General features: G+C 54.4%; 26 protein-coding genes. 4 read left to right on the top strand and 22 right to left on the bottom strand.

The genetic code is table 11. The annotated features are described in order from the left end of the window. Window positions 1-67 precede the first annotated feature (67 nt). The 3 genes from K7B04_RS10140 to K7B04_RS10130 form a co-directional block, all read right to left on the bottom strand. Window positions 68-2,431, bottom strand: a complete 2,364-nt coding sequence (locus tag K7B04_RS10140) for a DUF262 domain-containing protein (protein WP_223803943.1) — start codon at window positions 2,429-2,431, stop codon at window positions 68-70. After that, complete coding sequence (locus K7B04_RS10135) at window positions 2,428-4,218, bottom strand: DUF262 domain-containing protein (RefSeq protein WP_115188175.1); 1,791 nt, start codon at window positions 4,216-4,218, stop codon at window positions 2,428-2,430. The genes K7B04_RS10140 and K7B04_RS10135 overlap by 4 nt, the downstream gene beginning before the upstream one ends. 166 nt (window positions 4,219-4,384) lie before the next feature. Further along, on the bottom strand, window positions 4,385-5,668 hold the full coding sequence (locus K7B04_RS10130; protein WP_223803942.1) for a site-specific integrase: 1,284 nt from the start codon (window positions 5,666-5,668) through the stop codon (window positions 4,385-4,387). Window positions 5,669-5,885: 217 nt separating this feature from the next. Here K7B04_RS10130 and mutS point away from each other — a divergent pair, with 217 nt between their 5' ends. Next, window positions 5,886-8,447, top strand: coding sequence for a DNA mismatch repair protein MutS (gene mutS, locus K7B04_RS10125; RefSeq protein ID WP_223803941.1), 2,562 nt, complete (start codon window positions 5,886-5,888; stop codon window positions 8,445-8,447). Between the two features lie 111 nt (window positions 8,448-8,558). On the opposite strand, the gene K7B04_RS10120 is transcribed toward mutS, so the two are convergent. The 4 genes from K7B04_RS10120 to K7B04_RS10105 form a co-directional block, all read right to left on the bottom strand. Next, complete coding sequence (locus tag K7B04_RS10120; RefSeq protein WP_223803940.1) at window positions 8,559-8,711, bottom strand: Hok/Gef family protein; 153 nt, start codon at window positions 8,709-8,711, stop codon at window positions 8,559-8,561. Window positions 8,712-8,967: 256 nt separating this feature from the next. Beyond that, complete coding sequence (locus K7B04_RS10115) at window positions 8,968-9,204, bottom strand: non-oxidative hydroxyarylic acid decarboxylases subunit D (RefSeq protein WP_065357919.1); 237 nt, start codon at window positions 9,202-9,204, stop codon at window positions 8,968-8,970. Between the two features lie 10 nt (window positions 9,205-9,214). After that, window positions 9,215-10,642 (bottom strand): non-oxidative hydroxyarylic acid decarboxylases subunit C, encoded by a 1,428-nt coding sequence (locus K7B04_RS10110; protein WP_064543132.1) that lies wholly within the window; start codon window positions 10,640-10,642, stop codon window positions 9,215-9,217. Then, a complete protein-coding gene (locus K7B04_RS10105) occupies window positions 10,642-11,235 on the bottom strand; it encodes a non-oxidative hydroxyarylic acid decarboxylases subunit B (protein WP_163446285.1) in 594 nt (197 codons plus the stop codon). Before K7B04_RS10105 ends, K7B04_RS10110 begins: the two co-directional genes overlap by 1 nt. Window positions 11,236-11,386: 151 nt before the next feature. Here K7B04_RS10105 and K7B04_RS10100 point away from each other — a divergent pair, with 151 nt between their 5' ends. After that, window positions 11,387-11,791 (top strand): MarR family transcriptional regulator, encoded by a 405-nt coding sequence (locus tag K7B04_RS10100; RefSeq protein ID WP_064543127.1) that lies wholly within the window; start codon window positions 11,387-11,389, stop codon window positions 11,789-11,791. 61 nt (window positions 11,792-11,852) lie between these two features. On the opposite strand, the gene rpoS is transcribed toward K7B04_RS10100, so the two are convergent. The 12 genes from rpoS to cysD all read right to left on the bottom strand — a co-directional run bounded on the left by rpoS (window position 11,853) and on the right by cysD (window position 21,631). Continuing rightward, entirely contained in the window at window positions 11,853-12,845 is a 993-nt protein-coding gene (gene rpoS, locus K7B04_RS10095; RefSeq protein WP_106926080.1) for an RNA polymerase sigma factor RpoS, read from the bottom strand. Window positions 12,846-12,962: 117 nt separating this feature from the next. Further along, window positions 12,963-14,099: a murein hydrolase activator NlpD gene (gene nlpD / locus K7B04_RS10090; RefSeq protein WP_223803939.1), complete on the bottom strand. Its 1,137-nt coding sequence runs from the start codon at window positions 14,097-14,099 to the stop codon at window positions 12,963-12,965. Window positions 14,100-14,221: 122 nt separating this feature from the next. Further along, the gene (locus K7B04_RS10085) at window positions 14,222-14,851 is read right to left on the bottom strand and encodes a protein-L-isoaspartate(D-aspartate) O-methyltransferase (protein ID WP_065357922.1); all 630 of its coding nucleotides are present in this window, start codon (window positions 14,849-14,851) and stop codon (window positions 14,222-14,224) included. Beyond that, window positions 14,845-15,606, bottom strand: a complete 762-nt coding sequence (gene surE / locus K7B04_RS10080; RefSeq protein WP_223803938.1) for a 5'/3'-nucleotidase SurE — start codon at window positions 15,604-15,606, stop codon at window positions 14,845-14,847. The genes K7B04_RS10085 and surE overlap by 7 nt, the downstream gene beginning before the upstream one ends. Next, window positions 15,587-16,636, bottom strand: coding sequence for a tRNA pseudouridine(13) synthase TruD (truD, locus tag K7B04_RS10075; protein ID WP_163446289.1), 1,050 nt, complete (start codon window positions 16,634-16,636; stop codon window positions 15,587-15,589). The genes surE and truD overlap by 20 nt, the downstream gene beginning before the upstream one ends. Next, window positions 16,633-17,112: a 2-C-methyl-D-erythritol 2,4-cyclodiphosphate synthase gene (gene ispF, locus K7B04_RS10070; RefSeq protein ID WP_064543116.1), complete on the bottom strand. Its 480-nt coding sequence runs from the start codon at window positions 17,110-17,112 to the stop codon at window positions 16,633-16,635. Before ispF ends, truD begins: the two co-directional genes overlap by 4 nt. Then, entirely contained in the window at window positions 17,112-17,822 is a 711-nt protein-coding gene (gene ispD, locus K7B04_RS10065; RefSeq protein WP_167575142.1) for a 2-C-methyl-D-erythritol 4-phosphate cytidylyltransferase, read from the bottom strand. The genes ispF and ispD overlap by 1 nt, the downstream gene beginning before the upstream one ends. Window positions 17,823-17,841: 19 nt before the next feature. Next, window positions 17,842-18,159, bottom strand: a complete 318-nt coding sequence (gene ftsB, locus K7B04_RS10060) for a cell division protein FtsB (protein ID WP_163446291.1) — start codon at window positions 18,157-18,159, stop codon at window positions 17,842-17,844. 151 nt (window positions 18,160-18,310) lie between these two features. Continuing rightward, window positions 18,311-18,637, bottom strand: coding sequence for a DUF3561 family protein (locus K7B04_RS10055; protein WP_163446292.1), 327 nt, complete (start codon window positions 18,635-18,637; stop codon window positions 18,311-18,313). A gap of 43 nt (window positions 18,638-18,680) precedes the next feature. Beyond that, on the bottom strand, window positions 18,681-19,286 hold the full coding sequence (gene cysC / locus K7B04_RS10050) for an adenylyl-sulfate kinase (protein ID WP_163446293.1): 606 nt from the start codon (window positions 19,284-19,286) through the stop codon (window positions 18,681-18,683). Next, window positions 19,286-20,713: a sulfate adenylyltransferase subunit CysN gene (cysN, locus tag K7B04_RS10045; RefSeq protein ID WP_223803937.1), complete on the bottom strand. Its 1,428-nt coding sequence runs from the start codon at window positions 20,711-20,713 to the stop codon at window positions 19,286-19,288. The genes cysC and cysN overlap by 1 nt, the downstream gene beginning before the upstream one ends. 9 nt (window positions 20,714-20,722) lie before the next feature. Next, entirely contained in the window at window positions 20,723-21,631 is a 909-nt protein-coding gene (gene cysD / locus K7B04_RS10040) for a sulfate adenylyltransferase subunit CysD (RefSeq protein ID WP_064543103.1), read from the bottom strand. A 326-nt stretch (window positions 21,632-21,957) separates the two neighbouring features. On the opposite strand from cysD, the gene K7B04_RS10035 reads away from it, so the two are divergent. Next, entirely contained in the window at window positions 21,958-23,004 is a 1,047-nt protein-coding gene (locus tag K7B04_RS10035; protein ID WP_167575140.1) for an aminopeptidase, read from the top strand. A gap of 39 nt (window positions 23,005-23,043) precedes the next feature. Here K7B04_RS10035 and K7B04_RS10030 read toward each other — a convergent pair whose 3' ends face one another. Both K7B04_RS10030 and K7B04_RS10025 read right to left on the bottom strand, forming a co-directional pair. Then, window positions 23,044-23,823 (bottom strand): SDR family oxidoreductase, encoded by a 780-nt coding sequence (locus K7B04_RS10030; RefSeq protein WP_223803936.1) that lies wholly within the window; start codon window positions 23,821-23,823, stop codon window positions 23,044-23,046. Beyond that, window positions 23,801-24,133 (bottom strand): nuclear transport factor 2 family protein, encoded by a 333-nt coding sequence (locus K7B04_RS10025; protein WP_163446297.1) that lies wholly within the window; start codon window positions 24,131-24,133, stop codon window positions 23,801-23,803. The genes K7B04_RS10030 and K7B04_RS10025 overlap by 23 nt, the downstream gene beginning before the upstream one ends. Before the next feature lie 102 nt (window positions 24,134-24,235). Here K7B04_RS10025 and K7B04_RS10020 point away from each other — a divergent pair, with 102 nt between their 5' ends. Then, window positions 24,236-25,138 carry a LysR family transcriptional regulator gene (locus K7B04_RS10020; protein WP_223803935.1) on the top strand — a complete coding sequence of 301 codons (903 nt, stop codon included), beginning with the start codon at window positions 24,236-24,238 and terminating at the stop codon, window positions 25,136-25,138. Window positions 25,139-25,175: 37 nt separating this feature from the next. Here K7B04_RS10020 and cysH read toward each other — a convergent pair whose 3' ends face one another. Beyond that, window positions 25,176-25,910 (bottom strand): phosphoadenosine phosphosulfate reductase, encoded by a 735-nt coding sequence (gene cysH, locus K7B04_RS10015; RefSeq protein ID WP_223803934.1) that lies wholly within the window; start codon window positions 25,908-25,910, stop codon window positions 25,176-25,178. Window positions 25,911-25,931 lie beyond the last annotated feature (21 nt).

The following is a 25,931-nucleotide window of genomic DNA, read 5'->3' as shown; positions in this document are numbered from 1 at the left end:
GCGGTAAACCGTATAAGGATCGGTGGACTGACCAACTTAATGGGGTCAGTCCATACAACCACAACAGCTAGCAACTCACAGAGTATCGATTTAGCTGCGCCAACACATGTTCAACATCACGGCTGTCCGTCGCTATCTGAAAATAATCATTTTCTTGGAAGTGAAAAATGTCTCTAAGCGTGGCACCAATTTGTGGGTCAATTTCCTTTGTAGGTAATAATGTACTTATGATGAATTGGCTGCGTTCTGCGACGATGCTGAATTCAGGCCACCCCTCAGTCTGAAGGCAGATCAGTCTGATAAAAGGGCAGAAGGCAGTACCGACTGCGGTCATATAAGTTATATTTAAATTGTTAAAAGCTTGCAATTTATCCCTAAGTTTCTGATAAAGGCAAAATGTGAGCAACTCGGCATGTTCACCATTAAGTTGGCTGCGCTTTAGTATATAAACCTTCTCGTTAGACTCAACACGAAGGGCTCGAGCTTCACAAAACTCGATGACTGCCGGCGTCCGGACGATCAATCCTCGCCAATCCTCACTCAGGGGCGCACTAGAAATGACATCTTCCAGTTGATTCGACAAGTCAATATGTGGATTCATTCGGTCCCACAGATTTTTCAGCAGACCGCGTTTTCCCTCAGAACGTAAGAATCGCTTCCAGCTGGCTTCATCATCTGCACGATCAACTATGAAGGACTGATTTTTTCCCTTTGGCAGTAAGCAGTCCCCCAAACTCAACAGAGCCCGCAGCCAATAGTACGCACCTAACTCCTTTAAGCCAACATTCGAAAAGGTAGCATGAGCCCAGCTCCAGTAGTGCTCAAAGGCATGCTGGAGCTCAAGATGTTGGTCAGCAGTCCAGTCACAGGGAGCTACCATTTTAAACTGGTCCGCTACACCTGAGAACTCTATTAGGAAGTCAATTTGACCAGCAAAGTATCCATGTACCTCCGCTGTTTGGATAAGAGGCCCCCACCCTTCATGGGCTTGTATCAATGCACACTTGATACGCTCCTCGTTAATTTGAAGCCTATTGAAGCCATCCACAGAGTTGTCGGGAATCGCTAGATACTCCAGAATACTATCTGCATGAATCAAAAGTGCATTTACACTTTCCAAGCTACGCCGGAAATCATCTACCCGGTTATAGGTAGTATTCACTGACAGATTCTTGATAACTCTCATCCAGTGATGAAATGCCTCTGGCTCAGGTTTGCCCTTATGTTTGTGGAGATAGCCCACATAGGCCGCGAACTGCACCGCTTCGCTATAGCTTAGGGAGGTGAAGTACGGACTAATAATTTTGCCTAGTATGGATGACTCATTAAAGAACTGATCGTTTAGCAACCCCGTGTACAATCTATTTTTTTCTGCGTGTAACGTATCCAGCAAATAAATAAGCGACGTAGAAAAACGCTCATCAAGCCAATCTCGGTGATGGTAGTCTTGGAATGACAATGTGCTATGTAGATTTCGCAACAGCTCGGTATCTTTATTGAATGCTTCTCCCCCTGAGTCTCGCGTTACCAAAGCCACCACCCTAAACAAGCGAAGGAAAGCTTGATCAAACAGGTTGCTTTCTTTGTCACGAAATTGCCAGAATAAGTCCCCCCAATGCGTGTCCAGTTGGATGGACACGTATTCATGGATGGGAAATGAGCTTTCACCAATATAAAACCTGCGATCTACAAACTTAGTTTTAAGCAACTGCTCATAACGAGCCTTGAAGTTTTCGAACTCAGTGAGAGGCTTTCCCCGGGCATTCATCTTGATATAAAGGTCATCCGAGAGGCCAAAGTCATGCAGACCTAGGAGTTGAAATGTGACAGCTGGACGAGCTTCGTCTACCAGTCTAGCGAATAAGTTCGAATGAGTTGCAAAGCGCTCATGGATGGCGTCCATCATACCTTGAACAGACTGGATAGAGGGGTCGCGTAGCCAGCTTCGGAAAAACCAAGGTTGATCGCAAACAATGTTCGCAAGCGAAACCACCTCATCCACAGTTTCGGTTGGACGATACACCACCAACTGGTCAAAAAAGTCATTACTACTAGGCCGAACTCCGTAGCGGAAACGAGACTTTCCCTCTGCCACGAACAATGCTGTAAATTCTTCCCAAGCGCTATCGCGCCATGCCAAATACCAATGAAGCAGAAACAAGGTGGTCAAACGCTGCTGCCCGTCCAAAGGGAGGAACTGTGTCTTTCCTTGGCATTCTTCAACACTGCCATAAATAAAATCTAAATTTAGCGGCAAGCTGACGTCATGAGCGGGCTTGAGCAGAGCATCCTCCAGTGCGGCAAGGAAAGTATCACGAACCTCTTGCTCATCAGGCCGACCTTGGGCATAGTCACGCTGAATAATCGGGATTTGGATATGTGTATGCTGTTGCAGCAGCTGAATGTAGGTGATTTGTTGGCCTAGGTTCATTGAATTTCCCTTTTGCTGCCGCAGAAAAAGTAGGTGAGTGTATCCAGCATAGCTATTTCGTAAGCTTCTCGGTCATGCTCAGCCCAGAACAGGGCATTACCCACCTGGGGGCTGTAGCATTTCAGGAAAATGTTACGGGTGCACAGCGGCACAAAGATACCGGCCTGATCAAGGGATAGTAATCTCTGGCGCTTTACCGCAAACACAGCATTGCCGTAACTGCGGTTGGTATGTTCATCCAGCAGAGTCAGATTGCACAAACCATGCTCTTCCTCCCACTCCCCCACTTCGGAAAAAAACTCCAGCACTTTGTCATACAGTTCGTCAAACACTTCAGGAAGCTTAGAGGCTGCTGGGTCAACTAAGTTGATCTTAATCTCTTCGTATAAAGCATTATTCGAGCCTTGCGTAGCCAGAAATCTAAGGCAATGTTCCAGCCAGGTCCTTTGTGCATCCGTACGGCCAGGCTTGTCATCGCTAACGGAGCGAATATGCTCGATATCCCAGCACTGGGTCTTGAAACTGTCGAACTGGAAACGCAGATTTGAGCGCACATCTTGCAACAAGGTTGCGAGGTTAAATAGAAGCAGCCAAGCACGAATGCGGCCGTGGCTCGACTTACGATCGTAGCTGAGTCCATCCATATGTGTAGACAGGCGCTCTCGTACAACCTCCTCGCTCACAGGAACAGACAGCGCATCACCTGTAACGAGGTGGAAGATCTTACAACGCAAAGTCAGCTCGAAACTGCTCTTAGTCGTGCCTTGCGCCAGTTTGCGGATATCGTTGATTCCGACACGTTGATGAACCAAAAAACCCACCATATGGAAGAGCCTACGATCCTCAAACCATTCTTCTAATTGCAGGAAGCTGGACTTAATGCGTGCCCACTCGTCTTCAACGCTGGCACCGGATGCCTTAAGCCGCCCATTGACATGATGAAATGTTGCATAGGTGTCATACTGCCATAACTGCGATAAACCGTCTTCTTGCGCAACCAGTTCAAACAATAGGCCAATGCGGTTCTGGGCAGGAGCTGGCTTGTTGCTTATGAAGTACCAAAAAGCATCGTTTTGGAGGGCTTTTTCCAGCTGGTCCCATTCATAGGCTATGCGTAACTGAGCGCTTGTGGGATCAGCACTGGCACCGGTGCTTCGACGCAGAAACAGCGCGCGGATAAGTTCGTCTGAAGTTAGCGGTATCTTACCTACATTCAGCCTGGTGAAAGCCTCAACCGGATGATCTTCATCTGCCAACTCGAACCAGATGAGCTTGACCTGGTTTATTATTGCAGCCTTGATCGTTTCCACCTCACTCTCGTGTCGAGCAAACCAGTCCTCTATGGTCTGCATAGCTAGATAAAGATGAAAATAGTCAGCGTTAGTCTCCGCCAGTTCAGAGGAAGGCTCTTCTAAAAAGGCCGGCAGTTTGGGACGAGTTTCATAATCCAGCTTATAGAGTGGCTGACGGAATCGCTCGGCTAAACGCTCGTTAAAGTGACGAAGGACCAACAAAAGTGTGGTCAGCCGTTGCTGACCATCTACTACCTCCCAGTCCCCTTGTAGCCGCGATTTGATTACTAAGGGCTGTAAGCAGTAGAATTCCTGAGGCTGAGGGTTGGGTCGCTGAGTGAACTCGTGAATGTCATCCAAAAGCTGGGTTATCTGGAACGAGGACCAACGGTACCCTCTCTGATAGGCTGGGATGAAAAAGCGTTGGGGCCGTCCATCTGCAAGGAAAGTGCGTAGTTCATGAACGGTTTTCAATTGAATTTGTTGTGTCGCCATACCAAACGGGACCTCTAAGGCAATAGTTTTTGGCTAATGTTTTACTCTCTACTAGCTCGAATATTTATAGTCGTATAAGAGCGCACTCAAATGCTCAAAAAAAGGATTCATCGACTATTTAAAATTAATCTATTAAAGTCGGAACAGTATTATTTCAAGGTGCAGTTTAAATTTTAACCTTGTCTAAATAATCAGCCCACACTTGCAACCACTTCCGGCACTCAGCGTCATACTTATACAAGTTATAAATCCCCTCAACACCACCGCGCGTATGCCCCAGTATGGCCTCGGCCACCTCATTTGGACATTGCAAGCGGGATAATCCTGTCCGCACTGTACGACGTAGATCGTGGGGTGTCCAATGAGGTATATCAAGCATTTGGCCGCTTTCACGTAAACGCCATGAGTTTTCAGTTAGATACTTCTGCTGGATTGGCTTCTTCGTGGCTTGCGAAGGGAATAGATATTTGTCAGAGGTAAGCCGTAGAACCTTGAGAAAGTCGATCGCTTGATCCGATAATTGAACATAACGCTCTACCCCAGTCTTGGTTTCTCTAAGATGAATGGTGCCTTTTTCAAGATCAACATCCTTCCATGCCATATTGCAGACTTCACCGGTACGACACCCGGTCCAGAGGGTCAGACGTAACACGTTTTTGATCGTTGGCGTATAAGCCGAACCCGGAAGCCATTTAAGAAATTTTGCAAGTTCATCCTCGCTCAGTACTCGTGTTCCACGTCCATTTGTGAGCTTGATTCTGGTCTGTCGTAAGCTGGATTTTGCTAACAGCGCTGGATTCGCAAAACTATCATCAAAACGTCCAAGGCCAATTGCAAATTCATATGCGAGTGAAAGCTCCCTCAGTACATTCCCTGCCTGTACAGTTGCACCTCGAGCTACAATGCCATTGATTAAATTAATGACATCCTGGCGCGTAATCTCAGCAGCATTCCGGGTTCCTAAGCTTTTAACAGCGTCACCATAGAGAGTACGACGAACCTCAGCCTGCCCTTTCGGCTTTCTGGCACCGGGTATGATCTTTCCGTCCTTCGTTTTACGATCCTCAATACGTTCGGTAAGATACAGTTCAACTAATCCCTGTACGGTCAATTCAGGGATCTTAGCTTGTTCAGCTTCAATCGCACGCTGGAGCTTATCTTTTTTGAGTTCAGTCGCAGGGCACCGACCTTCCTGTCGGAGGAGCTTTAATTCGTGAAGTTTAAGACGTGCAGCGGCGAGAGAAGTCTGCGGGAAGTTACCAATTTTAACCTGAGCAAGCTTGCCAGTCAGAGGGCTTGTGTAACGGTAGAAAAAAGACTTAACCCCAGTTGCACCACAGGAGACACGTAAGCCTCGATTTTCGCCTACATCAGCCTTATCTTTGTCGCCAGGCTTCATCATTTCTACCGCTTTAAACGAAAGTGGCTTTCCCTCTTGTTTTCCTGCCATAAAGACTCCGTTATCATGCACCTTATGCAGTCATGAACATAAATGTAGGTTGCGCTGTATGTGCCCATATTTTACCAGGCTATAGGTTGGCAAGCTACACTTTAACCTACATATAAATGTAGGATTTCATGATATCCGATGAGACAACGTGAAACCAAATGATAACCATAAAAATCACTAACTCATTAAAAATTAAGAAAATGGACATCACAAACCGATGAGTACAATAGAAAATCTAGACTCGCACACCCCAATGATGCAGCAGTACCTGAAGCTAAAAGCACAGCATCCGGAAATTCTGCTGTTCTATCGCATGGGCGACTTCTACGAAATGTTCTACGACGATGCGAAGCGCGCGTCGCAACTGCTGGACATCTCGTTAACCAAACGCGGCGCTTCTGCCGGCGAACCGATTCCCATGGCGGGTATCCCGCATCACGCGGTGGAAAACTATCTCGCCAAGCTGGTCAATCAGGGCGAATCGGTCGCCATCTGCGAACAGATTGGCGACCCGGCCACCAGCAAAGGTCCGGTTGAGCGTAAAGTGGTACGCATCGTCACGCCGGGTACCATCAGCGATGAAGCCCTGTTACAGGAACGTCAGGACAACCTGCTGGCGGCCATCTGGCAGGATAGCAAAGGCTACGGCTATGCGACGCTGGATATCAGCTCCGGTCGCTTCCGCTTGAGCGAACCGACCGACCGCGAAACCATGGCGGCGGAGCTGCAGCGTACCAACCCGGCCGAGCTGCTGTACGCCGAAGATTTTGCCGAGATGTCGCTCATTGAGGGCCGTCGAGGCCTGCGTCGTCGCCCGTTGTGGGAGTTTGAAATTGATACCGCGCGCCAGCAGCTGAACTTACAGTTCGGCACTCGCGATCTCGTCGGCTTCGGCGTTGAAGGTGCGCCGCGCGGCCTGTGCGCCGCAGGCTGCCTGTTACAGTATGTCAAAGACACCCAGCGCACCTCGCTGCCGCATATTCGCTCCATCACCATGGATCGTCAACAGGACAGCATCATCATGGACGCTGCGACTCGGCGCAATCTGGAGATCACCCAGAACCTGGCCGGCGGCTTTGAAAATACCCTCGCATCGGTGCTGGACTGCACGGTCACGCCGATGGGCAGCCGTATGCTCAAACGCTGGCTGCATATGCCGGTGCGCGACACAAAAATTCTCACCGAGCGCCAGCAGACCATTGGCGCGTTGCAGGATACCACCGCCGAACTGCAGCCGGTGCTGCGCCAGGTCGGCGATCTGGAACGTATTCTCGCACGTCTGGCGCTGCGTACCGCCCGTCCGCGTGACCTTGCCCGCATGCGCCATGCTTTCCAGCAGTTGCCGGAACTGCGCGCTCAGTTGGCCAGCGTCGACAGCGCGCCGGTACAGATGCTGCGCGAGAAAATGGGTGAATTTACCGAACTGCGCGAGCTGCTGGAGCGTGCCATCATCGATGCGCCGCCGGTGCTGGTTCGTGACGGCGGCGTAATCGCCCCGGGTTATAACGAAGAGCTGGACGAATGGCGCGCGCTGGCCGATGGCGCGACCGATTACCTCGACCGCCTGGAGATCCGCGAACGCGAGCGTACCGGGCTGGATACCCTGAAAGTCGGCTATAACGCGGTTCACGGTTATTACATCCAAATCAGCCGTGGGCAAAGCCATCTGGCGCCGATTAACTACGTGCGCCGTCAGACGCTGAAAAACGCCGAGCGCTACATCATTCCCGAGCTGAAAGAGTACGAGGACAAAGTTCTGACCTCGAAAGGCAAGGCCCTGGCGCTGGAAAAACAGCTGTACGACGAGTTGTTTGAACTGCTGCTGCCGCACCTGGCCGACCTTCAGCAAAGCGCCAGCGCATTGGCTGAGCTGGATGTGCTGGTCAACCTGGCGGAACGCGCCTATACGCTGAACTACACCTGCCCGACCTTTACCGATAAGCCCGGCATTCGGATTACCGAAGGCCGCCATCCGGTGGTGGAGCAGGTACTCAACGAACCGTTTATCGCCAACCCGCTGAGCCTGTCGCCGCAGCGCCGGATGTTAATCATTACCGGCCCGAACATGGGCGGTAAAAGTACCTATATGCGCCAGACGGCGTTGATTGCGCTGCTGGCCTACATTGGCAGCTACGTTCCGGCGCAAAGCGTCGAGATTGGTCCTATCGACCGTATCTTCACCCGCGTCGGCGCGGCGGACGATCTGGCCTCCGGCCGCTCCACCTTTATGGTAGAGATGACCGAAACGGCCAACATTCTGCACAACGCCACCGAACACAGCCTGGTGCTGATGGATGAAATCGGTCGCGGCACCTCCACCTACGACGGTCTGTCGCTGGCGTGGGCCTGCGCGGAAAATCTGGCGAATAAGATCAAAGCGTTAACCCTATTCGCCACCCACTACTTCGAGCTGACCCAGTTGCCGGAGAAAATGGAAGGCGTCGCCAACGTGCATCTGGACGCGCTGGAGCACGGCGAGACTATCGCCTTTATGCACAGCGTGCAGGATGGCGCGGCGAGCAAGAGCTATGGCCTGGCGGTGGCGCAGCTGGCGGGCGTGCCGAAAGAAGTGATTAAGCGCGCGCGCCAGAAGCTGCGCGAGCTGGAGAGCCTTTCGCCCAATGCGGCGGCCACGCAGATAGACGGCACGCAAATGTCGTTGCTGTCTGCACCCGAAGAGGTATCACCGGCGGTGGAGGCACTGGAAGGTCTGGATCCGGACGCATTAACGCCACGTCAGGCGCTGGAGTGGATTTATCGTCTGAAAGGCATGGTGTAAACCGTTCCTGGCGTCGCGACGCCGGGCTACACAGGTAGCCCGGCAGGTGAAAAATGGGTGCTGGAGGACAAATCCGGACAGCCAATACGCGGGGTTTCCCCCGCGTCGTCACTACTTCTTCGGTTCGTAAGCGAGAATAGCTTTAAACTCCATACCACGTTCATGGATACTCAATTCACACAGCGAATCGCGCACCAGTAACGTGAACCCCAGTGCTGTGGCACACAGCACGATGATCGCCACCAGGGCGTACTTCGTCAGCATATCTTGCCTCCCTGCAAAGAAGAGACTACCATCTGAACTGTTCGGGTTCGATGCTAGCCTCAGGTTGATAGAAATATCGCCTGGGGCTTTCACCTTTCTGGAACCCTGAAAATGCTCAAAGCCCAGAAAGCCTCAAGCACCCGCCGCTATTCTATTCCTGCCTGCCGCTTAGCAAATAAACGCCGTCCGTTGCTACGAGCCTGCTCGCAAAATAAAAAAGCCCGGATTAACCGGGCTACACATTAAAGCAGCAAGATCAGCGCTTATCTTCCGCCAGCAGCGGCGGAATGCTCGGCACCATCGGCGCGTCGTCGATATCCTTTTGCGTCATGCGGAACGCTTCCGGATAATGCTCGCGGCTGGTGCGGCGTAGCGGCTCAGTATCACGCCAGGTGTACAGGCAGTGCTGGCACTGGTATACGGTCCAGACACCTTTCACCGGCGATTTCGCCATCACTTCAATATGCTCATCGGCGCAACGTGGACAAATCATCTTTTCCTCCTTACTTACGGTTAGCCAGCATAGCGGTCAGTTTTTCAGCCCAGGCCTTGGTTTCCGGCAGGTCTTGTACGGGCTGGCTATAATGACCGCGGTTGTCCGGCGCAACCGGAGTGGTGGCGTCGATAATCAGTTTGTCGGTGATGCCCGCCGGGCTTGAGCCCGGATCCAGTTCCAGTACCGACATATTCGGCAACTGCACCAGGTCGCCCGCCGGGTTAACTTTTGACGATAGCGCCCACATCACCTGCGGCAGGTTGAACGGATCGACATCTTCATCAACCATAATGACCATCTTCACGTAGCCCAGACCGTGCGGCGTGGTCATTGCACGCAGCCCCACCGCGCGGGCAAAACCGCCGTAGCGTTTTTTGGTGGAGATAATCGCCAGCAGACCGTGGGTGTACATGGCGTTCACCGCCTGCACTTCCGGGAACTCCGCCTTCAGTTGCTGGTACAGGGGTACACAGGTTGCCGGGCCCATCAGGTAGTCAATTTCGGTCCACGGCATGCCGAGGTAAAGAGATTCAAAAATCGGTTTTGTGCGATACGAAACCTTATCGATGCGCACCACGGTCATGTTACGACCGCCCGAGTAGTGTCCGGTGAACTCGCCGAACGGACCTTCGATTTCACGCTTACGGCCTTCAATCACCCCTTCGAGGATCACTTCAGAGCCCCAAGGCACGTCGAAACCGGTCAGCGGCGCGGTGGCAATCGGATACGGGCTTTCACGCAGCGCGCCGGCCATTTCATATTCCGACTGATCGTACTTCAGCGGCGTAGCGCCCATCAGGGTAATAATCGGGTCGTTGCCCAGGGTAATCGCAATCGGCAGATCTTCGCCACGCTCTTCCGCTTTATGCAGATGTAGCGCGATGTCGTGCATCGGTACCGGCTGCAGGCCAAGCTTACGCTTACCCTTCACTTCCATACGGTAAATGCCGACGTTCTGTTTACCGAAGTTATCCGGATCCAGCGGGTCGCGTGAGACGACACACGCTTTATCAAGATAAAAACCGCCGTCGCCGTCGTTCAGGCGGAACAGAGGCAGGATATCGAACAGGTTAATGTCTTCGCCGTCGACGGTGTTTTCTGCCCACGCCGGGTTAGCGCGGCGCTCCGGCGCAATCGGGAATTTATCCCAGCGGCGAATAAACTCATCAATCTGTTTTTTCACCGGCGTGTTGATTGGCAGGCCCATGGAGATAGCGTGGTTCTGCCAGGAACCAATGGTGTTCATCACCACACGAGCATCGGTAAAACCGCGAATATTATCAAACCACAACGCGGGCGCGCCGTCGCCAATGCGGCCTGTGGCATTGGCCGCGGCGGCCAGATCGGGCTCGGCATTGACCTCTTCACTGATTTTCAGTAGTTGTCCCTGGTCTTCCAGCGCCTGCAAGAATCCACGTAAATCATCAAAAGCCATTATGCATTCTCCTGTGAATATTGGTTCGCCGCCGGTAAACCCTGCCAGCGACGGGCCTTGTCATGTTTGAGGCCAAACTGATCGAGCACGCGGGTCACCACGTGCTGCACGATGTCGTCCACCGTTTCCGGATGGTTATAAAACGCGGGCATGGGCGGCACCATGGCAACGCCCATGCGGGAGAGCGCCAGCATGTTTTCCAGATGGATAGTGCTCAGCGGCATTTCGCGGGGTACCAACACCAGCTTGCGCCCCTCTTTCAGCACCACGTCAGCGGCACGCCCCACCAAACCATCCGCATAACCAGCACGAATACCGGCCAGCGTCTTCATACTGCACGGGATAACAATCATGCCGTCGGTCTGAAATGAGCCGGAAGAGATGGTCGCAGCCTGATCGGCCGGGCTGTGGCTGAAGTCGGCCATGGCGGCAACTTCGCGTGCGCTCCACGGAGTTTCCAGTTCGATGGTGGTTTTGGCCCATTTCGACATCACCAGGTGCGTTTCCACCTCCGGCATGCCTTGCAGCGCTTGCAGCAGCGCAACCCCCAACGGCGCGCCGGTTGCTCCCGTCATGCCAATAATCAGTCTCATCTCTCACCTCATTTTCGTTCGTGTACGAACAATATGGTTAAGCTACTCCTGTTGGACGAGTCTGGCAAGGTTGTTCAGCGAAGCTCGCATTTTTTGTTCAATGGGTCGGGAGCGGCTATCATAAGCGCAGATACATTGCCGGAGAGCGATCATGGAGATCAAAAACGAAGCGTTTCACCTGCTCCGCCATCTTTTTCAACAGCATACGTCACGCTGGCAGCACGAGTTGCCGGAACTCACCAAGCCGCAGTATGCGGTCATGCGCTCCATCGCCGAATGCCCAGGCATTGAACAAGTGGCGTTGACCAGCGTGGCGGTTAGCACCAAGGCGACGCTCGCTGAAATGCTGAGCCGAATGGAGGCTCGTGGGTGGGTCAAACGCGAGCATGACCCGGATGATAAGCGTCGGCGTTTTGTTTTTTTAACCCCGGACGGGGAAGCGCTACTGGCGGCGAGCCAGCCGGTGGGAAATCGCGTGGATGATGAGTTTTTGCAGCGTTTGACGCCGCAGGAACGGGAGCAATTTACACATTTAATTCGTAAGATGATGGAATAACGCGGAAAAAAAGCAAAGAAAAAGGCCAGTCTGACGACTGACCTCTTTGAATAAAACAGGCTTATTCGCGGAACAGCGCTTCGATATTCAGCCCCTGTGTCTGCAGAATTTCACGCAGACGACGCAGACCTTCAACCTGAATCTGACGCACGCGCTCGCGGGTCAGGCCAATCTCGCGGCCGACATCTTCCAGCGTAGCTGCTTCATACCCCAACAGACCAAAACGACGCGCCAGCACTTCACGTTGTTTGGCGTTCAGTTCGAACAGCCATTTCACGATGCTTTGCTTCATGTCATCGTCTTGCGTGGTGTCTTCCGGGCCGTTTTCATTTTCATCGGCCAGGATATCCAGCAGCGCTTTCTCAGAATCTCCGCCCAGCGGCGTATCAACTGAAGTGATGCGTTCATTGAGACGCAGCATACGGCTTACGTCATCAACCGGCTTATCCAGCTGTTCAGCTATCTCTTCCGCGCTCGGTTCATGGTCCAGCTTATGGGACAGTTCACGCGCGGTACGCAGATAGACGTTCAGTTCTTTAACAATATGGATCGGCAGACGAATGGTACGGGTTTGGTTCATGATCGCCCGTTCAATGGTCTGACGGATCCACCAGGTGGCATAGGTTGAAAAACGGAACCCACGCTCCGGGTCGAATTTCTCTACGGCACGAATCAGCCCCAGGTTGCCCTCTTCAATCAGATCCAGCAGTGCCAGACCACGATTGCCGTAACGGCGGGCAATTTTCACCACCAGACGAAGGTTGCTTTCAATCATCCGACGGCGTGAGGCAACGTCGCCACGCAGGGCACGACGTGCAAAATAAACTTCTTCTTCAGCGGTCAATAACGGAGAATAGCCGATCTCGCCTAAGTAAAGCTGAGTCGCATCGAGTACACGTTGAGTGGCACCTTGCGATAAGAGCTCTTCTTCCGCGAGTTCGTTGTCACTGGGTTCCTCTTCATTTAAGGCCTTCTCATCGAAAGCCTCTACTCCATTCTCATCAAATTCCGCGTCTTCATTTAAATCATGAACTTTCAGCGTATTCTGACTCATTTTAAGGTGGCTCCTACCCGTGATCCCCAGGCAATGCACCTTATCATGTCACTTTTCAGGCGACCTCTGCGGTCGCCGACGTCACCTGAAAGCGTTCATGTGAAGTACTTTGCCGACTTATCGCTGCGGTAAATACTGCAGCGGGTTGACGGATTTCCCCTTGTAACGAATTTCAAAATGCAAACGTGTTGAACTGGTTCCGGTGCTACCCATGGTAGCGATTTTCTGCCCCGCCTTGACGTCCTGTTGTTCCCGGACCAGCATTGTATCGTTATGAGCGTAGGCACTCAGGTAATCATCGTTGTGTTTGATGATAATAAGATTACCGTAACCGCGCAGTGCGTTACCGGCATAGACGACGCGCCCATCGGCGGTTGCGACGATTGCCTGTCCTTTACTGCCTGCAATATCGATACCTTTGTTGCCACCGTCGGTGCCGCTAAAGTTCTCGATTACCTTGCCGTCAGTTGGCCAGCGCCATGAAGAGATCGGCGAACTGGTTGAAGTACTGCTGGCAGTCGGTACGGTTGTGCTCGCAGTTGGTGCCGTTACAGGCGCTGTGACTGTCGTCGCAGGCTTGTTGTTAGGCAACATTTTGTTAGCACTTTGTTCACCTGAATCCTCAGAATACGTAATTGTCGGAGTCGACGCAACAACCGCGGTTGAATTTTGTGCAGGTTTTGAGACTAATCCGGAATTTCCGCTGCTGGCCTGTGCGCTGGCCATGGCGACAGGGTTATTGCCGGTAATCGGCTGGCCTGAAGCGTTACCCACCTGCAGAACCTGGCCGACATTCAGGGCGTACGGCGCCGCGACGTTGTTGCGCTGGGCCAGGTCACGGAAATCATTCCCGGTCACCCACGCAATGTAGAACAGCGTATCGCCATGCTTCACCGTGTAGGTGCTGCCGCCGGTATAGCTACCTTTAGGAATGTCGCCATATTTACGGTTATAGACGATATGACCGTTCTGCATCTGTACCGGTTGTTCAGCAACAGGCTGCGCGACTTGCGGCTGCGCCTGCACCGGCTGGGTCTGAACCGGCTGAATCTGAGGCGTTGACTGCGCCGTGCTGCCCATTTTTGGCGGCGGCGTAATCAGCATGCCGGAGTTCGTGCTGCTGGAGCCTCCGCTGTTCACGGAGCTGACTGGCGCTGGTGTATTATTCGAAGAAGTACAACCGGCCAACCAAAGTGAAACCAGTGATAATGCCACAACACGATTGACGGTAAATTTAGGGCTTCCCGCGCTCATTTATCCCCCAGGAATAGGTTAACTGCCAGTGACTTAATACCGTGCAACGCAGGCGATGAACACTGGAAAACGTGTTCACCATACGCTGAATTGCGCTGAATACCCTCAGAAAAATCCGGGACTCAGGCCAGCTCCCCTTTTACCAGGGGAACGAAGCGAACAGCCTCAACGGTATCAATAATAAATTCGTCTCCCCGCCGATGAACGCGCTTGAGGTACTGGCGATCGTCGCCCACGGGTAAAACAAGGATACCGCCTTCGTCCAGCTGCGACATTAACGCAACCGGAATCTCCAGCGGTGCCGCCGTAACGATGATAGCGTCAAACGGGGCGCGTGCCTGCCACCCCTGCCAGCCATCGCCGTGGCGGGTCGATACATTATGTAAATCAAGCTGCTTCAGGCGACGCCGGGCGTGCCATTGCAGACTTTTTATCCGCTCAACGGAGCAGACATGATGCACCAGATGCGCCAGAATCGCCGTCTGATAGCCCGACCCGGTGCCAATCTCCAGCACCCGGGACTCCGGCGTCAGCTCCAGCAGCTCGGTCATGCGCGCCACCATATAGGGCTGCGAAATCGTCTGGCCCTGGCCTATCGGCAACGCGACGTTTTCCCACGCGCTATGTTCAAACGCTTCATCAATAAATTTATCGCGCGGAACCTGCGCCATCGCATCAAGCACCCGCTCATCGCGGATGCCCAGTTGACGAAGTTGGTTGAGCAGACTCTGGATACGTTTACTGACTACCATTGCACATCAACCCTCGCCTGCTCCAACCAGCCGGTGACCACCTCATGCGCGCTGTGCGCGGTGAGATCCACATGCAGCGGCGTCACCGATACGTAACCCGCATCCACGGCGGCAAAATCGGTGTCCGGCCCGGCGTCGCATTTATCGCCCGGCGGCCCAATCCAGTAGAGAGTATTACCGCGCGGATCCTGCTGTGGAATCACTTTATCCGCCGGATGGCGGCTGCCGCAGCGGGTCACTCGAATGCCTTTGATTTGATCGAGCGGCAGGTCGGGCACGTTGACGTTGAGGATGCGCCCGGTGCGCAGCGGTTCACGGGCGAGCGCACGCAGCAGCGAGCAGGTCACCGCCGCGGCGGTCTCATAGTGCTGATGACCGTTTAGCGACACCGCGAGGGCGGGAAAGCCTAAATGGCGGCCCTCCATAGCGGCGGCAACCGTGCCAGAGTAGATCACGTCATCGCCCAGATTGGGGCCGGCATTAATGCCTGAAACCACGATATCCGGACGCGGACGCATCAGCGCATTGACGCCCAGATAGACGCAGTCGGTTGGCGTGCCCATCTGCACGGCAATGTCGCCGTTATCGAAAGTGAAGGTACGAAGCGAGGATTCCAGCGTCAACGAGTTTGACGCGCCGCTGCGGTTACGATCGGGTGCAACTACCTGAACCTCGGCAAATTCCCGCAAGGCTCTGGCCAGCGTCTGAATGCCTGGCGCATGGATCCCGTCATCGTTACTCAGCAATATTCGCATAATCACCTGTTGTATTGATAAGTTCCCTTACCACGCTGGTCGCGAAACTGCCCGCCGGCAGCCAGAAGCGCAGTTCGACGGTGACGTCGTCCCACCAGTTCCAGCTCAGCTGCTGCGGATAGAGCAGCATGGCGCGGCGCGCGGCTTCGACTTTTTCACGCTGCAGCAGCGACTGCAGCGCCGTCTCTTCGGCCAGCACGGTCTGTTCAAATTCCAGGGCGGTACGCTGTGTTCCCCAGTCGCCGCTCCCAGGCAGCGCTGCAGTAATCATTAATTCACGCGCGTCGACGCGAGCCTGCAGTACGGCCTGCTCTTCATCGGTGGCAACAAACCAGCTGCCGCGTCCCGCTAATTGTAGCGCATCGCCGTCAACAACTTGATTAAAGTCCGGTTTTTTTAGGCGTTCGCTCACTATCTGATTAAACAACGCGCTGCGGGCCGCCGACAACCAAAAACTGCGTTTATTACGATCCCGCACCGGCGCGCCGCTTTCTGCCCAGCGCAGTGCGCCCAGCAGGTTGCTGCCGCCAATGCCAAAACGCTGAGCGCCGAAGTAGTTCGGCACGCCGCGTTCGGCAATCGCCTGTAATCGCGTCTCGACGTCATCACGGCCGCTCACCTCACGCAGCACCAGTGTAAACTGGTTGCCTTTTAGCGCGCCTAAACGCAGCTTACGCTTATGACGCGCGTATTCCAGCACCTGACAGCCTTCCAGCTGAAACTGGCTTAAATCCGGCATCGTGTTGCCCGGCACGCGCGCGCACAGCCACTGTTCGGTGACCGCATGCTTATCTTTCTGTCCGGCAAAGCTCACTTCGCGAGCATGTATTTTAAGGAATTTAGCCAGCGCGTCGGCAACAAATCGGGTATTGCAGCCGTTTTTCAGGATGCGCACGAGAATGTGCTCGCCTTCGCCGTCCGGCTCAAAACCTAAATCTTCAACCACCAGGAAATCTTCCGGGCTGGCTTTTAACTGCCCCGTTCCCTGCGGCTTGCCGTGCAGGTAGGTCAGTGCATCAAACTGAATCATGACGTAGCCTTTTGCAGCAGTGCGACCGCTTCGCAGGCAATGCCTTCACCGCGCCCGGTAAAACCCAGCTTCTCGGTGGTGGTCGCTTTAACGTTAACGTCATCCATATGGCAGCCGAGGTCTTCGGCAATAAACACGCGCATTTGCGGGATGTGCGGCAGCATTTTCGGCGCCTGGGCAATGATCGTGACATCAACATTGCCAAGCGTGTAACCTTTGGCCTGCACGCGTTTCCACGCTTCGCGCAGCAGGGCGCGGCTGTCCGCGCCTTTAAAGGCGGGATCGGTGTCCGGGAACAGTTTGCCGATATCGCCCAGCGCCGCCGCGCCCAGCAGGGCGTCGGTCAACGCGTGCAGCGCAACGTCGCCATCGGAGTGCGCCAGCAGCCCTTTTTCGTACGGGATGCGCACGCCGCCAATGATAATCGGGCCTTCGCCGCCAAAGGCGTGTACGTCAAAACCGTGTCCAATTCGCATTATGCATTCTCCGGGTTACCCGAGCGGGTGAGGTAAAATTCAGCGAGCGCCAGATCTTCCGGGCGGGTCACCTTAATATTATCAGCACGTCCGGCAATCAACTCGGGATGAAAGCCGCAATATTCTAATGCCGACGCTTCGTCGGTAATCGACGCGCCTTCGTTCAGCGCGCGGGTCAAGCAATCCAGTAACAGTTCGCGCGGGAAAAACTGCGGCGTCAGCGCATGCCACAGATCGTTACGATCGACAGTGTGCGCAATCGCAGCTTTCCCCGGCTCGGCGCGCTTCATGGTATCGCGCACCGGCGCGGCCAGAATACCGCCGACCCGGCTGGTTTCGCTTAAGCTGAGCAGACGCGCCAGATCGTCCTGATGCAGACACGGACGGGCCGCGTCGTGTACCAGCACCCATTGCGCATCATCAATCGCACGCAGGCCCGCCAGCACGGAATCCGCGCGCTCGGCGCCGCCTTCAACGACGGTAATCTGGGGATGTTGCGCAAGAGGCAGCTGCGCGAAGCGTTCGTCTCCGGCAGAGACGGCGATAATCACCCGCTGGACGCGGGCGTTAGCCAGCAGCGCATCCACCGAGTGTTCAAGAATCGTTTTGTTACCGATTGAGAGATATTGTTTTGGGCAGTCCGTTTGCATGCGGCGGCCAAATCCGGCTGCCGGCACCACGGCGCATACGCCCGGAAAAGTCACGGCCATGTCGTCATCCTGGGACTGATTATCGATTAGTTTGCGTTTGCCCCGCGCCCTGCGTGCGTTTAGACGCATCCGGAACCAGACGATAGAACGTTTCGCCCGGACGGGTCATGCTGAGTTCATTACGTGCGCGTTCCTCAATCGCTTCCTGGCCGCCATTAAGGTCATCAATTTCGGCGAAAAGCTGATCGTTGCGCGCTTTTAATTTTGCGTTGGTTGTTTGTTGTACGGATACATCATCACGGACTCGGCTGAAGTCATGCAGACCGTTCTTTCCGAACCACAGCGAATATTGTAGCCAGACCAGCAAAGCCAGTAATAGCAGCGTTAATTTACCCATCCTGCCCCCTGAAAAACGGCTCTATCATCCCATAACTTGCCGTCATACTCCACTCCGGCCGCAGGCGATACCGCATATCGCCGGAAATGTACCACATTTCCTTTGCCTGTTGGCGTGCAATCCGCCGCCGCTGAATCCTCATACGAAGGAATTAACTCATAATCCACATGAATAGCAAACCACACAGGAGGGCGACAGTCAGTAGCGTTGCAACAATGGTGTAACCTAACTTGCCTTTCACCAGCGAGTGAAACGCAACGCCAACCACCACCGCGACGGGCATCAGGGCAAGGAAAAAAGGCCAGGTGTAGAGGAAAAAGAACAGCGTGTTATTGCCGTAATGCAGATAGGGGATACCCAGCGCCATCAACCACGCCACAAAGCCGACAAAAGCCCCTGACAAAGACCAGGTGGTTTCATCATAAGCAGAGGCTAGTGACTCGGGCTGGGCCACGTTGATGTTCTGAGTGTTACGCATAAATAATCCTGTTAGGTCGGAGCAGGCAAACTCCGACACGTTTTCAGGATCTGATAATATCGCTCTGCCTCAGTAGATCTAATAATTGCGCAACCAAATTTGTTACTAATTGTTCACCGTCCAGGTGGATCGCAGGCTGCTCGGGTGATTCATACGATGAATCAATTCCGGTGAAATTACGCAACTCTCCGGCGCGCGCTTTTTTATACAGCCCTTTCGGATCGCGGGCTTCGCAAGTTGCCAGCGGCGTATCGACAAAGACTTCAAAGAAGCGATCGTCCCCTACGCGTTCACGCACCATCTGCCGTTCGGCGCGATGAGGCGAGATAAATGCGGTCAATACCACCAGCCCGGCATCCACCATCAGTTTCGCCACTTCGCCGACGCGGCGAATATTTTCTTTACGGTCTGCATCGGTGAAGCCGAGATCGCTGCACAGCCCGTGGCGCACATTATCGCCATCAAGCAAATAGGTGCTTACACCAAGCTCATGCAGCGCCTCTTCCAGCGCCCCGGCCACGGTGGATTTACCCGAGCCCGAAAGCCCGGTAAACCACAGCACAACCCCACGGTGACCGTGGAGTTGTTCACGCTGCTGCGCGGTGACGGGATGGGCATGCCAGACGACGTTTTCGTCATGTGCCGCCATTACTTGCCTCCCAGCAAATCGCGCGCGCCCCAATGCGGGAAGTGTTTGCGCACCAACGCATTCAGCTCAAGTTCAAAAGCGCTGAACTCTGAATTCACCACCGCATCCTCGGTATTCGGTTCACGCACCATGCCCGCACCGACGGTCACGTTGCTTAAGCGGTCAATAAAGATCAGGCCGCCGGTGACCGGGTTTTCCTGATATTTATCGAGCACCAGCGGCTCATCAAAAGTCAGATCCACCAGGCCGATACCGTTCAGCGGCAGCGCGTCCACTTCACGCTGGGTGAGGTTATTGATATCAACCTGATACTGAATACCATCGACGCGGGCGCGGGTTTTCTTACCGGCGACTTTAATATCATAGCTTTGCCCTGCTGCCAGCGGCTGCTCGGCCATCCACACCACGTCAACGGCAGCGCGTTGCACCGTCGGCAGCGCGTCCTGCGCGTCAAGCAGCAGGTCGCCACGGCTGATGTCGATTTCATCTTTCAGTACCAGCGTGATGGCTTCGCCTGCCGCCGCTTCCTGCAGATCGCCGTCAAAGGTCACGATGCGCGCCACGGTAGACTCTACGCCTGACGGCAGCACCTTAATGCGCTGGCCGACCTTCACGGTGCCGGAAGCCAGCGTGCCGGAGAAACCGCGGAAATCGAGGTTCGGGCGGTTCACGTACTGAACCGGGAAACGCATCGGTTGGGTATCCACCGTACGACGGATTTCCACCGTCTCCAGCACTTCCAGCAACGTCGGGCCGCTGTACCACGGCAGCTTTTCGCTGTTGCTGGCAACGTTATCGCCTTCCAGCGCGGACAGCGGGACGAAGCGAATATCGAGATTGCCCGGCAGCTGCTCGGCAAAGGTCAGATACTCTTCGCGAATGCGGTTAAAGGTCTCTTCGCTGTAGCCGACGAGATCCATTTTATTGACAGCCACCACCAGATGCTTGATGCCCAGCAGTGTGGAAATAAAGCTGTGACGACGGGTCTGATCCAGTACGCCTTTACGCGCGTCGATCAGCAAAATCGCCAGGTCGCAGGTCGACGCGCCGGTGGCCATGTTACGGGTGTACTGCTCGTGCCCCGGGGTGTCAGCGATAATAAATTTACGCTTCTCGGTGGAGAAATAGCGGTACGCCACGTCGATGGTGATGCCCTGCTCGCGCTCGGCCTGCAGGCCATCCACCAGCAACGCCAGATCGAGCTTCTCCCCCTGGGTGCCGTGACGCTTGCTGTCATTGTGCAGCGACGACAGCTGGTCCTCGTAAATCTGACGAGTATCGTGCAGCAGGCGGCCAATCAGCGTACTTTTGCCGTCATCCACGCTGCCGCAGGTCAGAAAACGCAGCAGGCTTTTGTGCTGCTGAGCGTGCAGATACGCTTCAACGCCGCCTTCATCGGCAATTTGTTGTGCAATAGTGGTGTTCATGGCGGCTCCTTAGAAATAACCCTGACGTTTTTTAAGCTCCATGGAGCCGGCCTGGTCGCGGTCAATCACGCGTCCCTGGCGTTCACTGGTGGTCGAGACCAGCATCTCTTCGATAATTTCCGGCAGCGTTTGCGCGTCGGACTCTACCGCGCCGGTCAGCGGCCAGCATCCCAGGGTACGGAAACGCACCATGCGTTTTTTGATCACTTCACCCGGCTGTAAATCAATGCGATCGTCATCGATCATCATCAGCATGCCGTCACGTTCCAGCACCGGGCGCTCAGCGGCCAGGTACAGCGGAACAATTTCGATGTTTTCCAGGTAGATATACTGCCAGATATCCAGCTCGGTCCAGTTAGAGAGCGGGAAGACGCGGATGCTTTCACCTTTGTTGATCTGCCCGTTGTAGTTATGCCACAGCTCCGGACGCTGGTTTTTCGGATCCCAGCGGTGGAAGCGGTCGCGGAAGGAGTAAATACGCTCTTTGGCGCGGGATTTCTCTTCATCGCGGCGCGCGCCGCCGAAGGCCGCATCAAAACCGTATTTGTTCAGCGCCTGCTTCAGCCCTTCTGTTTTCATAATGTCGGTGTGCTTGGCGCTACCGTGAACAAACGGGTTGATCCCCATCGCCACCCCTTCCGGGTTTTTATGCACCAGCAGTTCGCAGCCATAGGCTTTCGCGGTACGGTCGCGGAACTCGTACATTTCGCGGAACTTCCAGCCAGTGTCAACGTGCAGCAGCGGGAACGGCAGCGTACCCGGATAAAACGCCTTGCGCGCCAGATGCAGCATTACGCTGGAATCTTTGCCGATGGAGTACATCATCACCGGATTAGAGAATTCGGCGGCCACCTCACGGATGATATGGATGCTTTCCGCCTCCAGTTGCCGCAGGTGAGTAAGTCGTTTTTGGTCCATAACCGTTCCTTAAGCCTGATTCATTGCACGTCTGTTGTGTTGAGGGCCGATCTTGTCGTTGGCGCTTATTGGGTTGCTGCTGCGGGGTCGTGCTACAACTCGCTAACAATCAGCAATAGAGGGACTATAGGGGTAGGTTTAGACCAAATGAAATTACGAAAAGGAATGAGTAGTTACTCAAAGGAATAACGCGCTGGAAAAGCAAATATCAAAAAGTGCTTAACATGCTATTTTTCGGGCATTTAAGAGCTTTTGAAATTGTGTAATGAAAACCACAGTTTCATACTAAGCGCGTCTATTTTTTTGCTCTGTTGTAAGGACTTCCTATGTTCTCCGCATTGCGCCACTGCATGGCAGCCCTGGCGCTCGGCGTATGCTTCTCCCTCCCGGCACAGGCCGCCGCTTCGTCACTGGGCACCATCGCCAATACGCAGGCTCGCTATATTGCCACCTATTTCCCCGGACGCATTACCGGCACGCCCGCTGAAATGCTCTCCGCCGACTATATTCGTCAGCAGTTTGCGCAAATGGGTTACCAGAGCGATATCCGTACCTTTAACAGCCGCTATATCTACACCAGCAAAGATAACCGAAAAAACTGGCATAACGTGGTCGGCAGTACGGTTATCGCGGCGCATGAAGGGAAATCCAGCCAGCAGATTATTATCATGGCGCATCTCGACACCTACGCGCCGCACAGCGACAGCGACGTCGAACAGAATCTCGGCGGTCTGACGCTTCAGGGCATCGACGATAACGCACTGGGCCTCGGCGTGATGCTGGAACTGGCGGAACGTTTTAAAAATATTCCCACAGAGTATGGTATCCGTTTTATCGCTACCAGCGGTGAAGAAGAGGGAAAACTCGGCGCTGAGAATTTACTTAAGCGCATGAGCAGCGCGGAAAAGAAAAATACGCTGCTGGTCATTAACCTCGATAACCTGGTCGTCGGCGACAAACTCTATTTTAACAGCGGCGTCAAAACTCCGGCCTCTGTGCGCAAGTTAACCCGCGACCGGGCGCTGACCCTGGCCCACAGCCGCGGCATTGCTGCCGCCACCAACCCAGGCCTCAATCCGCAATACCCGCAGGGTACTGGTTGCTGCAACGATGCCGAAGTCTTCGACCAGGCGGGTATCCCGGTACTCTCCGTCGAAGCCACCAACTGGTCGCTTGGCAAAAAGGACGGCTACCAGCAGCGCGCGAAAAGCGCCAGCTTCCCGGACGGCACCAGCTGGCATAACGCGCAACTCGACAACCAGCAATATATTGATAAAGCGCTGCCGGGGCGTATTGAGCGCCGTAGCCGTGAAGTGGTCAGAGTGATGATGCCGCTGATGCGAGAGCTGGCGAAGGCAAAAACGCACGGCTGATACCCTCAAGGTCAGGCACCCCGCCTGACCTTTACCGCATTACACCGTGGGGATCGTTCCGCCATCAATAACGTACTCACTGCCGGTAATCGAACCGGCTCGCTCAGACGCCAGGAAAGCAATCAGGTTCGCCACCTCTTCCGGCGCTGACGGACGACCGAGCGCAATACCGCCCAGCGAATCCATAATGATCTTTTTACTGCCCTCGTAATCAATTCCTTTCTCAGCAGCCAGCCGCTCGGCAAAGCGCACGGCGGCCTCGGTTTCAATCCATCCAGGCGCTACCGTCAAGACACGAACGCCTTTTGGCGACACTTCTTTGGAGAGGCTTTTGCTGTAGGTGGATAGCGCAGCTTTCGCTGCCGCGTAGGCCGTAGTGGACTCCGGTAAAGGCAAGGTACGCTGGATAGACGAGACGTGAACGACCACACCCTGCCCGTTAGCCACCATCGCAGGCAGCAGCAGGCGATCCAGACGGACGGCAGGATAGAGGTTCAACGCCAGCTCCTGTTGCCAGATATCATCGCTGAGCACGGCGTAGCCTCCGGCCGGTGACGATGAGCCGCCAAGCATATGGACGACAATATCAACACCGCCAAGCTGCGTCTGTACAGCATCGGCCAACGCCACACAGCCCTCCGCGGTTGTGAGGTCAACGGCGACAAAAAGCGCATCGCTATGGGCTTCCGGTTGATGTCTGGCACAGGTCATCACCCGCGCGCCCTGCGCTAAAAATAGCGCCACCGTCGCCGCGCCTGCGCCTTTGGTCCCCGACGTGACCAGCACACGTTTTCCTTCAAGACCCAGAAAGCTCGGCATAACCAATCTCCAGTTCAACAATACGGTCTTTTAACAGGCGGAAATCGTAGTCCAGCACAACAGGGCTACCCGGGAAGTTGCCGCTAACATTGGCACGAATCGTCACGATGTCGCCACGTGCAAACATATCGAACGGTTCAGAGACAAAATCATACTGTTCTCTGGAAGCGACCCGCCATGCGCGGATAGCCGTGCGGCCGGTATAGGTATTCCCCTCATCTTTGACCACCGCATATTCCGCAAAGGCACTCATCGCCGTGTCGAGACTTTCTTCATTAAAGAAATGCTGTATTGCCGTTGGCATATTCATGCTGCCGCTCCTTTCAATAAACGTTACGGGTTTACTGTAAGGATCCGCTATAGTTTAAACAATCAGGACAAATGTTGATGAAGTGATGAAGGAAACGGGATAATGTCGCGCGTTGCGCTCACTGATTTAGAAGCCGTCATGGCGATTGCCCGTCGTGGAACTTTCCGCGCGGCGGCGGTCGATTTGGGTGTTTCCACCACGGCGCTGAGCCACACTATTGCCAAATTTGAGTCCGGGCTTGGCGTCCGGCTGTTTAACCGTACCACCCGTAGCGTCAGCCTGACCGATGCCGGTCGCCTGTTTATTGATAACGTCGGCCCTTCGCTTCAGGGGGTTTATGATGCCCTGGAGGTCGTTCGCGCCCGCCGCGAAACGCCGTCGGGGCTGCTGCGAATTAATACTCCGCCCTTTGCCGCGCGCACCATTCTCTCTTCGCTGGTGCTGAAGTTTCTGCAGCGTTATCCCGAAATGCAGGTCGATATTGTCACCGATGGTCGCCTGATTGATATCGTGGCGGAAGGCTTTGATATGGGCGTCCGTGTGGCGAAGCTTATTCCCAATGACATGATTGCCATTTCATTAGGCCAGCCGCAGCGTCACGCTATCGTCGCTTCGCCTCAGTATCTGAAAGAACATGGCAGCCCTGAAACGCCGCTCGATCTTCTCCATCACGCCTGCATTCGCGTCAGGCTGCCCGACGGTACGATTTACCGCTGGCACCTGGAAAACGCCGGAGAGGTTGTGCAGGTGGATGTTCAAGGGCGACTTACGCTTGATGAGGCCTCTTTAGCGCGGATTGCCGTGCTGGAAGGCGCCGGGATTGGCTGCTTTCTGGAGCAGGATGTGGTGGAGGATATTGCAGCAGGTCGTTTGGTTCGCCTGCTCAACGACTGGACACCACCCTTCCCCGGCCTGTGTATTTACTACCCCGGGCGTCGCAACCCGTCCGCCGGGCTTGCCGCCTTTCTGGAAATGGCGAGGGAATTAGGTCGCCAGCAGGCTTAATATCGCGCAACAGAGGGCCCGCTGCGCGATAAATTCACTACCCTTCGTGCAGCCCGCACTCGCGCTTCAGCCCGAAGAACCGCGTCTCTTCTTCCGCCATGCCCGGCTCCCATTTGCGGGTGGTGTGCGTATCGCCTACCGAAAGATAGCCCTGATCCCACAGCGGATGGTATTTCAGACCGTGCTTTTGCAGATACTGGTAAACGGTACGGTTATCCCAGTCGATAATCGGCAGCACTTTAAACACGCCGCGCTGAATCGCCAGCACCGGCAGCGTAGCACGGCTACCTGACTGCTCGCGGCGCAGGCCGGCAAACCAGGTCTGCGCGTTTAACTCCTTGAGCGCCCGGTTCATCGGCTCGACCTTGTTGATGTCATTGTATTTCTCAATGCCTTCAACGCCCTGCTCCCACAGCTTGCCGTAGCGCGCTTCCTGCCAGGCAGCGCTCTCTTTGGCGCGATAGACCTGGAGATTAAGTTTGAGTTTGTCCGTTAACTCATCAATAAACTGGTAGGTTTCCGGGAACAGGTAGCCGGTATCGGTGAGGATCACCGGGATATCCGGGCGAATCTGATTCACCAGATGCAGACTCACCGCCGCCTGGATACCAAAGCTTGAGGAGAGCACGTATTCGCCGGGCAGGTTTTCCAGCGCCCAGGCCACGCGATCCTCAGCGCTCAGTTTTTCCAGTTCAGCATTGGTTTCGGCCAGCGCCAGTACGCGATCGACTTTTGGCAGGTCGTTCAGGGCGTTTAGATCGAGTTTGGACATATGGACCTCGTTTATGTGTTT

Origin of the sequence: Kluyvera sp. CRP (assembly GCF_019930565.1) — a bacterium.
GTDB lineage: Bacteria > Pseudomonadota > Gammaproteobacteria > Enterobacterales > Enterobacteriaceae > Kluyvera > Kluyvera georgiana_A.
Note: the sequence above shows the minus strand (reverse complement) of the source record. Positions and strands in the feature narration are given on the sequence as shown.

Coding starts and splice junctions, on each gene's coding strand:
- K7B04_RS10140 (WP_223803943.1), bottom strand. CDS start 2,431: ATGAACCTAGGCCAACAAATCACCTACATTCAGCTGCTGCAACAGCAT.
- K7B04_RS10135 (WP_115188175.1), bottom strand. CDS start 4,218: ATGGCGACACAACAAATTCAATTGAAAACCGTTCATGAACTACGCACT.
- K7B04_RS10130 (WP_223803942.1), bottom strand. CDS start 5,668: ATGGCAGGAAAACAAGAGGGAAAGCCACTTTCGTTTAAAGCGGTAGAA.
- mutS (WP_223803941.1), top strand. CDS start 5,886: ATGAGTACAATAGAAAATCTAGACTCGCACACCCCAATGATGCAGCAG.
- K7B04_RS10120 (WP_223803940.1), bottom strand. CDS start 8,711: ATGCTGACGAAGTACGCCCTGGTGGCGATCATCGTGCTGTGTGCCACA.
- K7B04_RS10115 (WP_065357919.1), bottom strand. CDS start 9,204: ATGATTTGTCCACGTTGCGCCGATGAGCATATTGAAGTGATGGCGAAA.
- K7B04_RS10110 (WP_064543132.1), bottom strand. CDS start 10,642: ATGGCTTTTGATGATTTACGTGGATTCTTGCAGGCGCTGGAAGACCAG.
- K7B04_RS10105 (WP_163446285.1), bottom strand. CDS start 11,235: ATGAGACTGATTATTGGCATGACGGGAGCAACCGGCGCGCCGTTGGGG.
- K7B04_RS10100 (WP_064543127.1), top strand. CDS start 11,387: ATGGAGATCAAAAACGAAGCGTTTCACCTGCTCCGCCATCTTTTTCAA.
- rpoS (WP_106926080.1), bottom strand. CDS start 12,845: ATGAGTCAGAATACGCTGAAAGTTCATGATTTAAATGAAGACGCGGAA.
- nlpD (WP_223803939.1), bottom strand. CDS start 14,099: ATGAGCGCGGGAAGCCCTAAATTTACCGTCAATCGTGTTGTGGCATTA.
- K7B04_RS10085 (WP_065357922.1), bottom strand. CDS start 14,851: ATGGTAGTCAGTAAACGTATCCAGAGTCTGCTCAACCAACTTCGTCAA.
- surE (WP_223803938.1), bottom strand. CDS start 15,606: ATGCGAATATTGCTGAGTAACGATGACGGGATCCATGCGCCAGGCATT.
- truD (WP_163446289.1), bottom strand. CDS start 16,636: ATGATTCAGTTTGATGCACTGACCTACCTGCACGGCAAGCCGCAGGGA.
- ispF (WP_064543116.1), bottom strand. CDS start 17,112: ATGCGAATTGGACACGGTTTTGACGTACACGCCTTTGGCGGCGAAGGC.
- ispD (WP_167575142.1), bottom strand. CDS start 17,822: ATGGCCGTGACTTTTCCGGGCGTATGCGCCGTGGTGCCGGCAGCCGGA.
- ftsB (WP_163446291.1), bottom strand. CDS start 18,159: ATGGGTAAATTAACGCTGCTATTACTGGCTTTGCTGGTCTGGCTACAA.
- K7B04_RS10055 (WP_163446292.1), bottom strand. CDS start 18,637: ATGCGTAACACTCAGAACATCAACGTGGCCCAGCCCGAGTCACTAGCC.
- cysC (WP_163446293.1), bottom strand. CDS start 19,286: ATGGCGGCACATGACGAAAACGTCGTCTGGCATGCCCATCCCGTCACC.
- cysN (WP_223803937.1), bottom strand. CDS start 20,713: ATGAACACCACTATTGCACAACAAATTGCCGATGAAGGCGGCGTTGAA.
- cysD (WP_064543103.1), bottom strand. CDS start 21,631: ATGGACCAAAAACGACTTACTCACCTGCGGCAACTGGAGGCGGAAAGC.
- K7B04_RS10035 (WP_167575140.1), top strand. CDS start 21,958: ATGTTCTCCGCATTGCGCCACTGCATGGCAGCCCTGGCGCTCGGCGTA.
- K7B04_RS10030 (WP_223803936.1), bottom strand. CDS start 23,823: ATGCCGAGCTTTCTGGGTCTTGAAGGAAAACGTGTGCTGGTCACGTCG.
- K7B04_RS10025 (WP_163446297.1), bottom strand. CDS start 24,133: ATGAATATGCCAACGGCAATACAGCATTTCTTTAATGAAGAAAGTCTC.
- K7B04_RS10020 (WP_223803935.1), top strand. CDS start 24,236: ATGTCGCGCGTTGCGCTCACTGATTTAGAAGCCGTCATGGCGATTGCC.
- cysH (WP_223803934.1), bottom strand. CDS start 25,910: ATGTCCAAACTCGATCTAAACGCCCTGAACGACCTGCCAAAAGTCGAT.